We start from the raw sequence: 13,521 nt of genomic DNA, 5'->3' as shown, positions 1-13,521 counted from the left end.
TGGCTGCCCAGCCAAGCCGACTTACTCACCCACCCTCGCCGCAGCGAGCCGCTGGCGGAGTGGCTTAAAGGGGAGCTGAGGTAGGTAGGATAAAAAGTGAAAACTTAGCGACTGCATCACCCACTCAAGCGCTCACGGTTATTAGCCACCAACTCCGCCAGAAAATCCGCCACGGCCCGGGTACGGCCTGATTGGGTGAGATCCGTTTGGATAACGAGGTAGATGGGCTGATCCACACCGATATCCGCAGCAACACAGACCAGTCCAGCCTCCAACGCCAGAAAATGCGGCAGCACCGCTATCCCCAGCGCAGCTATCTCTTGCCTGGCTGCTATCCAAAGGCGATAACATCGTACCGATTCCGGGCACCAAGCGGTTGCGCTACCTCGAAGAGAATGCGGCTGCGGCATCCATCCATCTAACCACCGATGAGCAGCAACAGCTTGAAGCGGCCACGGCATCCCTTCCGGTCATCGGCGAGCGCTACACGCCAGAAGGTATGAAGGGGGTTAATACATAAGTGGCTGTTAGTTGCCTACTGAACAATCTCACTAATCGAACGCTTACCATCCAGCAGCAGGTACTCTTGGTTTACCACACCTGGGGTTTGCACCACATGCAGCAGCGCGTGAGCCACATTCGCACGGGAGATCTGGTTATCGCCAGACTCCTCCACCGTGCTGGCAAACTGCTGGCTAGCGGCTTCGTCGGTTAGCCTTCCCGGCTTGAGAATGACATAGGGAACGCCGCTATTACTCAGGTGTGCATCGGCGGCAAATTTCGCGGCCATGTAGGGGCGCATTTTCTCAGGTGCCTCCAGCGGCTTCTCTGCCCGCATGGCGCTCACCATAATGTAGCGCGAAAAACCTTTTTGCTTGGCAATGTCGGCGGTACGAATGGCACCATAAAGGTCAATCATCAGCGTTTTATCTGGCCCGGTGTGGGGGCCAGAACCTGCCGTGAAGACCACTTGATCGCAGCCTTCAAAGGCGTGCTCAAACTCGCCTTCCAAATCGGCTACTACGGTGTCGATACCGCGCTCTTTAAACCACGACGCCTGCTCTTCACTACGAATCATTGCTTTAATAGGCGTGCCGGCTTGCTGGGCCAGCTCGCAAAACTGTTTACCAATCTGTCCGTTCGCGCCAATCACTAACGTTGTCATAACGGCTCCTTGTGAATTGATTACTCCCTTATGAGTGCAGGCACTTAGGTGGAATTCAACCCCGGGATGCGAGCAGTGTCGGCGCAGTTTGCCTCTAAGCCATCACTCCAAACAGGTGCCCGATGGCGAATGTTAAAGCCATGGCGAGCGCGCCCCAGAACATTACTCTTGACGCAGCTTTTAGGATTGGTGCTCCGCCCACCCGGGCAGCGATAGCCCCCAGAAAGGCTAAAAAGAGCAACGAGAACAGCGCGACCAGGGGAATCAACAGTGCAGGTGGTGCCCACCACGCGACCAGCAGCGGTAGCAGTGCACCGATGGTAAACGTCGTGGCGGAAGAGAGTGCTGCCTGAAGTGGGCGAGCTTGGCTGGTGTCGGTGATGCCGATCTCATCTCGCGCATGCGCGCCCAGGGCGTCGTTGGTCATCAATTGCTCAGCGACCTGCTTTGCCAGTTCAGGCGCCAAGCCGCGGGTTTCATAGATAGCCGCAAGTTCTTCCTGTTCTAGTTCGTAATGCTCATCCAGTGCTTTGCGTTCGATCTCAAGATCAGCGTTTTCGGTGTCCGATTGTGAGCTTACCGAAACATACTCGCCGGCGGCCATCGACATGGCACCTGCCACCAAGCCCGCAATACCCGCCAACATAATATCACTTTGAGTGGTACTGGCCGCGGCAACACCCAGTATCAAACTGCTCGTAGAAACGATGCCATCGTTAGCCCCCATTACAGCGGCACGTAGCCAACCGTTACGGTGGGAACGGTGATGTTCTGTATGAATCATAGGTTGATTACCCTAGTAGTTGCGCCTCAGCGTTGACGTTTAAATATGCTTAGCGCCTTACGAGCCTAGTGGATCCCTGGTATTGACCATGGGTATCAGTTGCCCATTGACGGATCAGTTTATAAGATGCTTCGCCACTTAAAGAGGACTCACCATGAAAATAAACGTGGTCGGCACCAGTGGCAGTGGCAAGAGTACCCTTGCAAAGCAGTTCGCGGACGCCTTGAACGCCCCATGCGTTCTGCTTGATCAACTATTTTGGCGAGCTAACTGGCAAGGCACACCAGATGACGAGTTTTTTGTCGCCCTGGAAAAGGCGTTAGCCGCTTCATCCGAAGGCTGGGTGTTGGACGGTAACTTTGACCGCACTCGGCATATAAAGTGGCGTGATGTGGATATGGTGGTGTGGATCGACTACCCTTTTTGGCGAGTATTTAGCCAAGCCCTCACACGTGCGGTTAAACGCATCATCAGCAAAGAGGAACTCTGGCCTGATACAGGTAATCGCTAGAGCTTCCGCAAAACATTTCTAAGCCGTGATTCGGTTCTGCTATGGTCACTTAAAACATGGCGACAAAACCGGAAACGCTACTTTGCCGATATGATTAACCCCCGCTATGCGCATATACAGTTTGTACGTTTGACTTCCATAAAAGAAGCCCAAGCCTTGGTGAAGAGTTTCAAGGTCGGCCCTTAGGCTTCAGAGAGGGTAGGTCTATTGCACAGAGGAGTAGAGTTAATCGAGTTCGAGATGCTCTAGTACCTGCTCTACTCTTTTACGGTCTCCCCCTTGCAGCGTTTGCAGTGGCTGGGGCAAACAAGGCTGGCTCACTCTACCAGTGACTTCTGCAATGGTAGCCGCCACTCGCAGACTTCCCCCGTATTCACGGTATAGCGCCCACAGTGGCTCAAGCTGTTCTGAAAGTTGCTGAGCCGTTGTGGCATCCCCCGCCTGGGCCGCCCGGATGATCGCCAGTGCTGCTTTCGGATATATCCCGCCGATAACCGAATACCAGGCATCGCACCCCGCATTTAGACCGGTAGCTGCTGCCGCGTCACCGCTGATACCGATGGTGACATCAGAGGGGATCAGCTTGCGCAACCGTGCAACTCGCTTCGTTGCCGCTTGAATATCGCTGTTCACCGGGGGAATCTTGATAGAGCGAACCTGGGGCAATTGGGCGATTCGACCATGCAGCTCATCGCTGAATTCGAAATGGGTGGTACCAGGGTTGTCGTACACGCAGAGCGGCACACTCAGCGATTGACATACCGTGGCGTAGAGGTCGAAGACCTCGTCATCGGTGAGCTTTTGGTAGGAAACTGGCGCAAGCAGCACCCCGCTGGCGCCTGCCTCCTGAGCACTCTCTGCATTGGCCAGCACATCACGAGTACGTAACGCACCAATGCCCGCGACAATAGGCACACCCGCTGCATTTTCCACGCTAAGCTTCACAACACGGGCACGCTCAGCGTGGCTTAAATAGGCGTAGTTCCCCGTCGAGCCCAGCACGCCAATGGAGTCCACCCCAGCCTCGGCTAAATGCTCAACCAAACCGATAAACTCATACTCCTTAATGCCCTGCTCGCTCACAGGGGTTAGCGGAAATGCACTGAGGCCAGTAAACATAGTGAATGCTCCTTTCAGATAGATGCCAATCGCAGTGTCGCCCAGACGATTAGCTATTATGTACAAACATACGGTAATGGAATAGCCACAACTTATCCTCGCTATTCGTTGACATAACTTTCTGTTATTTTTCTTGAATTGATGTAGTGTTTGCGTATGTGTTGTATCGATACGGCACAGTTGCTTTTGGATGCGTATCTTGCAGCCATACCATTAGAGCTGAATATAAAACCAGTTCCGTTAGTGCTGCGAGGGAGAACACGTCATCAATTCATACACTGTTCATGTGCAGAGAAGAACTGCATCGTGCGTGAAACTGGCGTTCATCAATCAACCAGTAAGCCACCATCAATGCCACCACCCGTTATAAGCGGCTCAAGATTGCGACTGACCTTACTGGCAGTGACCACCCTTGTTTTGCTGGTGGGGCTCACTTTCGCAGCAACAAATGCCATCGCTCGGGAGGCACCACTTTATTTAGTGGCTCATCCTGATGTTGCCACCCGCTGGCTCAATCGGGATACCACCCGCGCAATTTTCGCCATGCGCCAACGCACATGGCCGGATGGTCAAGCGGTTAGAGTATTCGTTCTAAGTAACAACAACCCAGTGCATGCCCGCTTTACTAAAGAGCAGTTGGCTGTTTACCCGCACCAACTTCAATTAGCCTGGGATCGCATGGTCTTTTCAGGTACCGGGCAAGCCCCTGACCGAGTAAACGATCAGGAAGAGATGCGTGAGCGTGTTGCCTCGACACCGGGTGCTATTGGGTATCTTGAAAAGGAGTATCTGGATGATAGCGTCCAAGTCATTTCGATGGAATGAATGCCGCGCCATTGCTGCTTTGCTAGGCACCGTTGTGATGGGGTTATCTGCTAACGCCCAAAGCGACGAACAGGTGCTGGATACTCTGCAGGTGCATGGTTTTCTTAGCCAAGCGCTGGTTATTACTGACGATAACAATTTTTTTGGCCACAGTAGCCGTGATGAAGGCAGCTTAGAATTCACCGAGGTTGGCCTTAACGTCTCCTTGCGTCCTCATCAGGATGTGCTTGTTGCTGCTCAGGTGCTGAGTCGCCGGGCCGGTGGCGATAGCAGCGATGCAGAAGCGAAATTGGATTACGGTCTGATCGATTACCAAATGATTTCAGACCAAGAGCGTACCTTTGGTATTCAATTAGGTCGGTTCAAAAACCCTTTTGGGTTTTATAACCAAACCCGGGATGTAGCGTTTACGCGCCCTAGCATACTGCTCCCCCAATCTATTTATTTTGATCGTACCCGATCCATTGGTATTGCTGCAGACGGAGTCAGTATATATTTAGATGAGCGGATACCTACTGGAACGCTACGCATTCGAGGTGGTTTAGGGCGCCCACAAACAGGCTCAGATCTAGCTAGACAGCTTTTTGCTGGTAATGGTAGACCAAGCGTCTCTTCAAGCGATTATTCAGTAATAGCTCAGGTTTTATACGAGCACGAAAATAGCAATTTTGTTGCTGCCATTAGTGCAGCTGATGTTAAGTTAGATACCAATTTTACTGAAGGGGCAGGCACTTTTTATTTTCAGCCGTGGATTGCATCAATACAATATAATCAAGAGCTATGGAACCTTACTGCAGAGTTCGCGCTTAGGAAGCAATCTCTTCAAGGGGATAATATTCCCAGAAATTTTGAGATTACAGGACAAAGCTGGTATCTGCAGTATCAACGCATGATTAATCAAAATTGGAGCTGGCTTGTTAGATATGACAGCTTAATTAATAACAATAATGACCGTTCAGGAAAGTCTTTTGAAGCAAATGGTCTAGGATCTGCTCACTCTCAATTTGCAGATGATTTAACGTTTGGTCTGCAGTGGACACCACACCCTCAGGTAATGCTCGCAGGTGAATATCACCATGTGGATGGCACTGGTTGGCTACCCAGTCAAGATAATCCAGATTCGTTAGCAACCAGCCGCAGATGGAACATGTGGTTATTCCAGCTATCGCTACGCTTTTAAGGCTCCCCTCACTCCTGGCTAGGACGTTACCGCAATGAAAACACCTACCCTTTTGCGAGCGCCTCAGCGCCTTAGCCTAACCTGGAGGGTTATCGCGTTAAGTAGCCTGCTGCTTTTAGCGCTGGTATCACTCTTCACTTGGCTAGGTCACGACAACTTAACTCGTCAGTTTCAGGAAAGTCGAACTCAGCACCATGAACGCCAGCAGCGAGAAATCCGCTTAGCGCTCCTCCGCTCATCGGAAAATTTACGGCAGCTAGCCGGCTTAACGGCCGCCTCTGCGAGCCTTGGAGTGCCCTTAAAAACAGGCAGTTCAGCCGAGGTCGGGCAAGCTCTGGACGCCCAGTGGCCCGCTCTACAGCTAGAGGCAGGGATTGATGAGATTCTAATCATTAATACTCAAGGCCAAGTCTTGGGCAGTTGGGGCACCGGCAATTCGCAAGGCCAGCTCCCCATACTGAGCTGGGTAAGGCGTGTCATAAATTCCGAACGACCTCTCTCAGCGCTTCGCTGCTCAACTAGCTGCCAGCAGTTCGCTGCCGTGCCGGTGCTAGAAGAGGGCGAAAGTGTCGGTATGGTCGTGTTGTCCCGCTCGTTAGCCGATGTTACCCGGCAAGCCAAAGAAGTGTCTGGCAGCGAAGTCGCGCTATTCGTAACAGGGCCCGTTGAAGACAGTCAGGTAAGCGCTACACGGCAGTTGCAAGCGTGGAATGGTCAATTGCTGGCACTCACCAGCGAAGAACAAAGCTTAATACCTCTACAGCAAGCGGCCAATATGACCTCTGTTCGCCGCTTGATGGAAGCACCTCTCAGTCTTGAGTATGGCGGCAGGCATTTAGAACTCAGCGCAGTACGTATGGAAGAGGATAACGAACGTAGTAACATCGGGTACTTCCTGCTGATATCAGACATTACTGAGCAAATTAAGGCAATTAATCAGGATACCCGCATGCTGCTGTTCGTTGGTGTGCTCGGCTGGATTGCCGCCGAACTACTGCTATTAATCATATTGCTAGGCCCAATGGCCAGGCTACGAAGAGTCGCCGGATTGCTTCCTGCCCTAGCCGACGGGAAGTTCAGCGACATACACTCCGCCATTCCCAGCCACCGCCGTCGTATTCCTGATGAGATCGATGTGCTTGAGAGCAGCACGCTCGAGCTATCCCGGCAACTTGAATTGTTGGAAGGCGAGGTTCAGGAGCGCGGCCATCAACTAGCCGAGCGAATTGAAGAGTTAGCTGAAGAGCGTGATTTCATTAGTGGCCTGCTGGACACAGCGCAGGTGTTTATTATTGCCCAAGACTGCACTGGTCGGATCAGCCTGGCTAATGAGTATGCGCAGTTGATGTTAGGGGTAAAGGAAGCTTCGCTGCTTGGAAGGCATTTTGTTGATGTCTTCGAGGCGGGTGTCCCTACGACTGTGCATACGTTTTCCCATCCCCAGCAAGAGGAAAAAACACTACGTACGCCCGATCACCGGCTCCATACTATTGCTTGGTACCATGCACCGTTACAAACAGGCAATGAGGGAAAAGTATCCCGCCTCTCTGTAGGGCTCGATATTACCGAGCGTAAGGCTGCCGAAGCACGTTTAACCTGGCTGGCAGAACGCGACCCGCTGACAGAACTATACAACCGTCGCTATTTCCAGCACGCACTGCAAATTGCTCTTGACCGTCCCTCGAAAAAAAGTGGGGCGGTACTGCTGCTGGATTTAGACCAATTCAAAGAGGTAAACGAGCTGAGTGGTCACCATGTGGGCGACAAATTATTAAGCGAAGTGGCCGACACACTCCTTCATAACCTTGGCCGCCGTGGCGTTATTGCCCGCCTTGGTGGCGACGAGTTTGCACTTTTATTAGAAGACACCAACGCCGATCAAGCAGTCAGTGTGGCGCAATATATAGTCCAACTGCTGGATAGTATCGGCTTCGTTGTCGGCGAGCGACGGCACCGAGTAACTGCCAGTATTGGCATTGCTCTATTCCCCACCCATGGCAATACACCTGCAGATCTTATGGCTAGTGCTGATGTGGCTATGTACAAAGCCAAGGAGAGTGGTCTTCATCACTGGCATCTTCTTTCCAAATCAGAGAATGCAAAAGACGAACTACAAGAACGAGTTTACTGGGTTGATCGCATACGTAATGCACTTGAAGAGGATAGCTTCGAGCTAATGGTGCAGCCCATCATGCGCCTGGAAGACAATGACGTAAAACACTACGAAGTACTGCTGCGAATGCGCGATGCAGATGGTAGCCTTATTTCTCCTGCCCACTTTATTCCTATTGCTGAACAGAGCGGACAAATCATCTTAATCGACCGTTGGGTATTGCGACACAGCTTAAAAGCACTTAGCAAATTGCAGGATCGAGGTATTACCCTAGCAGTGAATCTTTCCGGGCAATCCCTTCACGATGGAGGCTTGAAGCAGTATTTGGCTGACGAGCTGACTGCCAGCGGAGCTGACCCTCACCACCTAATTTTGGAAGTCACAGAAACAGCGGCGGTGACTGATTTCTCTACCGCACGCGGCGTACTACAGGCAGTACGCGACCTGGGGTGCCGCACCGCGCTGGATGACTTTGGGGTTGGCTTTAGCAGTTTTCACTATCTAGGACAGTTGCCCGTCGATTATATAAAGATTGATGGCTCCTTTATTCGCAGCTTACTAATCAGCTCTGACAGCCGCGTTATCGTACGTGCTATTGCAGACATTGCTAAGGGTTTTGGTAAGCAAACAATTGCTGAATTTGTTGACCAGGAAGCACTACTACCTATCTTAAAGTCTTATGGAATAACTTATGGCCAGGGATTTTATTTAGGAAAGCCATCACAGCTTAACAAACTAGTCACACATAAATATTAAAAAATCAAAACCTAAGGGAAACTTTCCATGTTAATAAATAACAATGACGCTTTCGAGTCAACATTATCACTCCAAAGGTTAAGCCTAGACCCAAATCATTTCTTCAACAACTTCAAATTTATTATTGCCAATACACCAGATGAGAAGGAACGCGCTTTCCTATTACGACATCAGGTTTTCAATGAAGAACTACACTACAATATTGGGGATCAAACAAGTCCCACGCTCGAAAAAGACTCTCATGACCAACATTCGATACTCTGCCTTCTTCAACATCGGGAGAGCGGAATCGATGCTGGATGTTTAAGGGTGGTAGTCATAGAAGAAAGCATTAAGGGTGTTGCACAGATATTACCTCTTGAAGAGTACTGCTCAAATAGCTTAATCAGTTCTAATTTTCATCCGGAAAAAATGGCTAAAAACACTATCTGCGAAGTATCTAGACTCGCGGTACATCCATCATTTAGAAAGAAAAAAAAGCCACTATTTGACAGCAAAAACTTACATAGCGAAAATATAGATTTAAAGAACAGATCACAAAACCAATCTATCATTAGCTTAAGCTTATTTCTTGGTGCTACTGCCCTCGTTGGCTTAACAAAGAGGAGACATGTGTTTGCAATGTTAGAACCAAGATTTAACAGGCTACTTAAAGCTTCCGGCCTTCACTTTCAGCAAGTAGGTGAAACTATAAATTATTGTGGAAAACGAGCAGCTTATTATATTGATCAAAAAGTAGCTGTCGAGAACTTACCTGAAAAACTAATACCACTTTATATACAGATAGAAAAAGAGCTTGCCATCCTAACAAGCTCCCAGTTAAATAGTAGAATCGACTAACAATTAAAACCTCAAACACGCTATACCTCCATAGCTTTAAAGTGACGTGGTTTTATTGAAATCATCCACCGTTACACTGGTAAATTTTTCCAAGAAAAACACTAGCGTTTCAGGATATTGGAAACGCTCTTCAAAGCGCTCTTGTCCCTCTTGCGAGTGCCGCGTCACGCTTGCTTTATATCCTCCATTCGATTTAGACACCTTCACGCTATTCTCACGGGTGCCGTCACGCTTAATTGCCGTAATTGGGGAGTGCTCGCTTAGCAACACGTCTAGCTGTTGCGCGGCAGTGCGCTCCTCTTCGGATGCCCAAAGAGGTTGATCCCGATCACCATAACGGTAAAGCATAATCACCAGCATGACGGAGAATATGCTACTGGTCAGCATCCAGGTTAGTAAAACGCTCGAAAGCGATGATGTCAGCATGATGACCAGTTGAACCATAATCCCCACCGCCAGCACACCGGCTAAGGGCCTCCACATACGAGGGTTCATAAACCCTCGTTTGAGGATATACCCCCACAGCCCAATCACAGCTAATGCACCCAACAGCAAATGAATGGGAGCAAGCAGTGTCCCCCCTCCAGCCAATATGGCAATCACACCAATGATGACCATTAAACTGTAGAAGGCAGCCAGCAGGTAGTAAGCACGATCCAGGGTCATATACAGTCTCCATGCAGATTAACCGATGGCTTTTGGCGCCATCGGCTTTATTGTTATAGGCATGTGGATAAAGCCTTGAATTGCAGTATAGATGATCACCACAATTCTTCACTATTACGGTGGCAATGAGCAGGGCTATCAGAGTTTCGGGTCACAGACCTTGCGCGCCCCGGCGTAACCAGTCGTGGACAAAGGCAAGCTTACGACGAGCCGTCTCTGATAGCACAAACGGATACAGATCCGGCAACCCCATCGAGCGGTTTACATGGTTAACCCCGACGGTTAGCGCTGCTGCCACATATATTAAACGGTCGGCATCTGGCTCGGCATAAGGATCCCACTGGGGGCTTGGTAGCTCTGGCGAAGAGAGGTCTGATGCTGCAAAGCTATCGGCAATATCGGTTAAATGCAGCAGGTGTGCGGCCGTTTCGGCCCAATCTTCGTGGGGGTGTGCAGAGGCGTAGGTGGTTAAATAGCGCTCTTTCCAATCGGGTGGTGGGCCATCCTGGTAGTGACGCTGGAGCGCAGTTTGATAGTCCTGACGCTCGTCGCCAAACATCTCGCGAAAAGCATCTAGGAAATCCTCACGTAAGCTGAGCCGCCACCAAAGCATATGCGAAATTTCGTGACGCATGTGCCCTATCATCGTGCGATAGGGCTCTTCAAGCGCTTCTCGACGGGTCGTGACTAACACAGGGTCTACTTCGGCCACACTAATGGTCACGACCCCCTCTATGTGCCCCATGGGGACAGGCGTACGCCCTTCCGCCAACAGATGGAAAACCGGCGGTGCGCCTGGATCTTCCGGGCGGAACCAGTGCCAACGGCCCAGGTTATCTAAAACCCAGCGCTTGGCTGCTTCTGTCTTTGCCCAATTTGGCATCGCATCAGGCAGGCTGGGGTCTGGCGCCAGCGCCGTCATGGCACAAGCGCGACAAAAAGCGCCTTCTTTAGGGGCAATCCAGTTACAGCCAATAATATCGCGATTGATACAGAAAGGCGGCATTGGCACAAAGGCACGGGCCTGGGGATCATAGGCAACGGGGATACCGTCTGCGGTGGCAAGATTGTCGAACCATAGAGAGCCGGAACCGACGGGATTTGAAAATACGCGCATACGGTGAAGCTCCTGAAAGCGAGGAGAAGAGAATCTCCATCGAATGACGAAGGTTCTCTTCTCCAAAAAGTCCTGTCAAAAAGTGCGCTGTCCCACCTACTTCATCTCAAAACCGCGCTCGATCAAAAAATCACGCATATGAGGGCGTAACTTGTTATCGAACAATGGTTTAAGATTGCGGGACCAGTCGGTATCTTTATTACTGCTGCTGCGAGCCTGATAATAAGCCTGCATCGTAGTGTCGAAGGCCTCTACCTGTTCGTCGTCTTCAGTGTAGTAGTCTTCTTTGAGAACCGCCTTCACGGGTAAGCGTGGCTTCACTTCAGGCGCTTGGTCTGGATAGCCGAGGCACATACCAAACACCGGGTAAACGTGCTTGGGTAGGCGTAGCAGATCGCTAATCTGTTGGGGGTTATTACGGATACCGCCGATATAGCAGATTCCCAGTCCTTCAGACTCAGCGGCTACCGCCACATTTTGTGCCATCAACGCGGTGTCTACTGTCGCTACCAACAGTTGCTCGGTCATGCCTCGAACAACGTTCGCGCCGGTGCGCTCTGACGCTTCCGTTGGACGCTTCATATCAGCGCAGAAAACCAGAAAGTCTGAACAGGTGGCAATATAACCTTGTCCACCGGCCAGCTCAGCTATTTGCTCACGGTTCGCCTGGTTTTTAACGTGAATAACGGTATATGCCTGAACATGGCTGGATGTAGCTGCACCCTGTCCGGCTTCAATAAGCTCCCGCAGCAACTCGCTTGAAATCGGCCGATCACTAAATCTTCGGATCGAGCGGTGGGATTTCAGTAACTTAATAACGTCGTTCATGGAACCTCGCTTTTCTGGATAACGCTTATCTGACGTAACTATCCGATAGGGTAACAGATATGTACAACATGGCAGGATTGGCTGATTGTTTTAAACTGGCTATAGCAAGTGCATGATCGCGCCGCGTACGCCACCTTGATCAATCCATAATTTGCCAAGCGTAATAGGCAGTTTGAATCGGCGTTTTCCCGCTGCACCTGGATTGAAGAGCAGTTTTCCTTCCTGATGTTCGTTGCGGGGCTTGTGGGAGTGGCCATGCAGAACAGCCGCACAGGAAGTCTTTGGGTCGAAATCCTCTAAGCGATGGACAAGGTGCAGGTGTTTTTCGTTCACAATGATGTCCTGATGTATCGGCAAACTCATCGCCCACGCTGCCGTATCGATATTGCCCTTCACGCAGTGCACCGGCGCCATTGTCTCCAAACGTTGCAAGATCGTTTTATCCGCCTCTTTGCTGCCCACATCCCCCAAGTGCAGAATGAGTTCACACCCCTCCAGTAGATAAAGAGCCTCATCACGCAGCACACCATGGGTATCGGCAATCACACCAATGGGAGAATTAACGCTATAGCACGGTATAGATGGGCACATTCACAACCTCACTGCGTAGATAAATCTGCATAATTCTAGCTTTTTTTGCTCGAACGCTATTAAAAGTTGCGCACCGGGGCCGATAACTAAGCTATTAGCTAGCGATGGCGAGTTATTTATTAGATTTTCGTTGTCTATCTAATAAGTTAGACACCAGCAAGCTATACTGCTATGGCTATACGCTGATAACTGACACGTGATGGAATAATAACGACGCCAGGAAGCCGATATGACCAATACCTCTCAAAATGCACCCGGGCAAGAGTGGAATGCCAGCGACTACGCCCAGAATGCTAACTTTGTACCTAAGCTAGGCAGTGAAGTGGTCAAGCTATTAGCGCCTCAACCCGGCGAACGTATTTTGGATCTTGGTTGTGGCGACGGCTCATTGACAGAGCGCCTTGTGCAGTTGGGCGCTGACGTTCTAGGGGTAGACGCTTCAGAAGAAATGGTAAATGCCGCCCGCCAACGGGGCATTACCGCCCGTGTTGTTGATGGACACCAACTGCCTTTCGACCATGAATTTGACGCCGTGTTTAGCAATGCGGCGCTGCACTGGATGCTAGACCCCCAGGCAGTACTTGCTGGCGTTAAGCGTGCATTAAAGCCGGGGGGCCGATTTGTTGCTGAGTTCGGCGGCCATGGCAATGTCGCTGCTATTTGTACCGCCTTGATCGCCGCCCTACAGTTTCGGGGCATTAGTGCCCGCGGACGCCACCCCTGGTACTTCCCTACCACGCACGAGTATGGCCATATGCTGGAAACCGTCGGTTTCAAAGTAGAAAGCATTGAGCTCATCCCACGCCCTACGTCACTGCCCACTGGCATGATTGGGTGGCTTGAGACGTTCGCCAGCCCGTTTTTACATGGGCTCGACGAGGATGTGCGCGATGCCGTACTGGAAAACACCTTAACGCTGCTGGGCCACAGCCTTCGTGATGAGCAAGGGAATTGGACGGCGGATTATGTGCGGCTGCGCGTTGCTGCCCGCGCATAAGCGTTAATCGCCTGTTTAGATGTAAAAAA

The 13,521-nt window shown here is 50.8% G+C and carries 15 protein-coding genes; 7 read left to right on the top strand and 8 right to left on the bottom strand.

Translation table 11 applies throughout. The features are described 5' to 3' along the window. Positions 1-116: 116 nt before the first annotated feature. On the bottom strand, positions 117-296 hold the full coding sequence (locus JI62_RS04425; protein ID WP_240513128.1) for a hypothetical protein: 180 nt from the start codon (positions 294-296) through the stop codon (positions 117-119). Between the two features lie 32 nt (positions 297-328). Here JI62_RS04425 and JI62_RS04420 point away from each other — a divergent pair, with 32 nt between their 5' ends. Further along, positions 329-520 (top strand): hypothetical protein, encoded by a 192-nt coding sequence (locus tag JI62_RS04420; RefSeq protein WP_346425899.1) that lies wholly within the window; start codon positions 329-331, stop codon positions 518-520. A gap of 15 nt (positions 521-535) precedes the next feature. On the opposite strand, the gene JI62_RS04415 is transcribed toward JI62_RS04420, so the two are convergent. Further along, positions 536-1,165, bottom strand: coding sequence for an SDR family oxidoreductase (locus tag JI62_RS04415; RefSeq protein ID WP_088699011.1), 630 nt, complete (start codon positions 1,163-1,165; stop codon positions 536-538). A 94-nt stretch (positions 1,166-1,259) separates the two neighbouring features. Then, the gene (locus tag JI62_RS04410) at positions 1,260-1,949 is read right to left on the bottom strand and encodes a VIT1/CCC1 transporter family protein (RefSeq protein WP_088699010.1); all 690 of its coding nucleotides are present in this window, start codon (positions 1,947-1,949) and stop codon (positions 1,260-1,262) included. A gap of 154 nt (positions 1,950-2,103) precedes the next feature. On the opposite strand from JI62_RS04410, the gene JI62_RS04405 reads away from it, so the two are divergent. Continuing rightward, positions 2,104-2,460 (top strand): hypothetical protein, encoded by a 357-nt coding sequence (locus JI62_RS04405; RefSeq protein WP_240513127.1) that lies wholly within the window; start codon positions 2,104-2,106, stop codon positions 2,458-2,460. 225 nt (positions 2,461-2,685) lie between these two features. Here JI62_RS04405 and JI62_RS04400 read toward each other — a convergent pair whose 3' ends face one another. Further along, the gene (locus JI62_RS04400; protein ID WP_088699009.1) at positions 2,686-3,579 is read right to left on the bottom strand and encodes a dihydrodipicolinate synthase family protein; all 894 of its coding nucleotides are present in this window, start codon (positions 3,577-3,579) and stop codon (positions 2,686-2,688) included. Between the two features lie 351 nt (positions 3,580-3,930). On the opposite strand from JI62_RS04400, the gene JI62_RS04395 reads away from it, so the two are divergent. Genes JI62_RS04395 through JI62_RS04380 form a run of 4 tightly spaced genes read left to right on the top strand, consistent with a single transcriptional unit; the run spans position 3,931 to position 9,293 of the window. Beyond that, positions 3,931-4,404: a hypothetical protein gene (locus tag JI62_RS04395; protein WP_205737486.1), complete on the top strand. Its 474-nt coding sequence runs from the start codon at positions 3,931-3,933 to the stop codon at positions 4,402-4,404. Continuing rightward, the gene (locus tag JI62_RS04390; protein ID WP_088699008.1) at positions 4,373-5,584 is read left to right on the top strand and encodes a hypothetical protein; all 1,212 of its coding nucleotides are present in this window, start codon (positions 4,373-4,375) and stop codon (positions 5,582-5,584) included. The genes JI62_RS04395 and JI62_RS04390 overlap by 32 nt, the downstream gene beginning before the upstream one ends. A gap of 34 nt (positions 5,585-5,618) precedes the next feature. Continuing rightward, positions 5,619-8,453 carry a bifunctional diguanylate cyclase/phosphodiesterase gene (locus tag JI62_RS04385; protein ID WP_088699007.1) on the top strand — a complete coding sequence of 945 codons (2,835 nt, stop codon included), beginning with the start codon at positions 5,619-5,621 and terminating at the stop codon, positions 8,451-8,453. A gap of 27 nt (positions 8,454-8,480) precedes the next feature. Continuing rightward, positions 8,481-9,293: a PEP-CTERM/exosortase system-associated acyltransferase gene (locus JI62_RS04380; protein ID WP_088699006.1), complete on the top strand. Its 813-nt coding sequence runs from the start codon at positions 8,481-8,483 to the stop codon at positions 9,291-9,293. 36 nt (positions 9,294-9,329) lie between these two features. Here JI62_RS04380 and JI62_RS04375 read toward each other — a convergent pair whose 3' ends face one another. The 4 genes from JI62_RS04375 to JI62_RS04360 all read right to left on the bottom strand — a co-directional run bounded on the left by JI62_RS04375 (position 9,330) and on the right by JI62_RS04360 (position 12,495). After that, positions 9,330-9,959 carry a hypothetical protein gene (locus JI62_RS04375; RefSeq protein WP_088699005.1) on the bottom strand — a complete coding sequence of 210 codons (630 nt, stop codon included), beginning with the start codon at positions 9,957-9,959 and terminating at the stop codon, positions 9,330-9,332. A gap of 151 nt (positions 9,960-10,110) precedes the next feature. Next, positions 10,111-11,076 carry a zinc-binding metallopeptidase family protein gene (locus JI62_RS04370; RefSeq protein ID WP_088699004.1) on the bottom strand — a complete coding sequence of 322 codons (966 nt, stop codon included), beginning with the start codon at positions 11,074-11,076 and terminating at the stop codon, positions 10,111-10,113. A 96-nt stretch (positions 11,077-11,172) separates the two neighbouring features. Next, positions 11,173-11,904 (bottom strand): oxygen-insensitive NADPH nitroreductase, encoded by a 732-nt coding sequence (gene nfsA, locus JI62_RS04365; protein ID WP_088699003.1) that lies wholly within the window; start codon positions 11,902-11,904, stop codon positions 11,173-11,175. Positions 11,905-12,003: 99 nt separating this feature from the next. After that, entirely contained in the window at positions 12,004-12,495 is a 492-nt protein-coding gene (locus JI62_RS04360; protein WP_088699002.1) for a metallophosphoesterase family protein, read from the bottom strand. A gap of 229 nt (positions 12,496-12,724) precedes the next feature. Here JI62_RS04360 and JI62_RS04355 point away from each other — a divergent pair, with 229 nt between their 5' ends. Then, positions 12,725-13,492: a class I SAM-dependent methyltransferase gene (locus JI62_RS04355; RefSeq protein WP_088699001.1), complete on the top strand. Its 768-nt coding sequence runs from the start codon at positions 12,725-12,727 to the stop codon at positions 13,490-13,492. Positions 13,493-13,521 lie beyond the last annotated feature (29 nt).

It is taken from the genome of Halomonas campaniensis (genome assembly GCF_002211105.1).
Classification (GTDB): Bacteria; Pseudomonadota; Gammaproteobacteria; order Pseudomonadales; family Halomonadaceae; genus Vreelandella; species Vreelandella campaniensis_A.
This window is presented reverse-complemented; position numbering and strand designations above follow the sequence as displayed.

Bases quoted from the DNA above. Each gene is read 5' to 3' on its own strand.
- JI62_RS04415 (WP_088699011.1), bottom strand. From the start codon at position 1,165: ATGACAACGTTAGTGATTGGCGCGAACGGACAGATTGGTAAACAGTTT.
- JI62_RS04410 (WP_088699010.1), bottom strand. From the start codon at position 1,949: ATGATTCATACAGAACATCACCGTTCCCACCGTAACGGTTGGCTACGT.
- JI62_RS04405 (WP_240513127.1), top strand. From the start codon at position 2,104: ATGAAAATAAACGTGGTCGGCACCAGTGGCAGTGGCAAGAGTACCCTT.
- JI62_RS04400 (WP_088699009.1), bottom strand. From the start codon at position 3,579: ATGTTTACTGGCCTCAGTGCATTTCCGCTAACCCCTGTGAGCGAGCAG.
- JI62_RS04395 (WP_205737486.1), top strand. From the start codon at position 3,931: ATGCCACCACCCGTTATAAGCGGCTCAAGATTGCGACTGACCTTACTG.
- JI62_RS04390 (WP_088699008.1), top strand. From the start codon at position 4,373: ATGATAGCGTCCAAGTCATTTCGATGGAATGAATGCCGCGCCATTGCT.
- JI62_RS04385 (WP_088699007.1), top strand. From the start codon at position 5,619: ATGAAAACACCTACCCTTTTGCGAGCGCCTCAGCGCCTTAGCCTAACC.
- JI62_RS04380 (WP_088699006.1), top strand. From the start codon at position 8,481: ATGTTAATAAATAACAATGACGCTTTCGAGTCAACATTATCACTCCAA.
- JI62_RS04375 (WP_088699005.1), bottom strand. From the start codon at position 9,959: ATGACCCTGGATCGTGCTTACTACCTGCTGGCTGCCTTCTACAGTTTA.
- JI62_RS04370 (WP_088699004.1), bottom strand. From the start codon at position 11,076: ATGCGCGTATTTTCAAATCCCGTCGGTTCCGGCTCTCTATGGTTCGAC.
- nfsA (WP_088699003.1), bottom strand. From the start codon at position 11,904: ATGAACGACGTTATTAAGTTACTGAAATCCCACCGCTCGATCCGAAGA.
- JI62_RS04360 (WP_088699002.1), bottom strand. From the start codon at position 12,495: ATGTGCCCATCTATACCGTGCTATAGCGTTAATTCTCCCATTGGTGTG.
- JI62_RS04355 (WP_088699001.1), top strand. From the start codon at position 12,725: ATGACCAATACCTCTCAAAATGCACCCGGGCAAGAGTGGAATGCCAGC.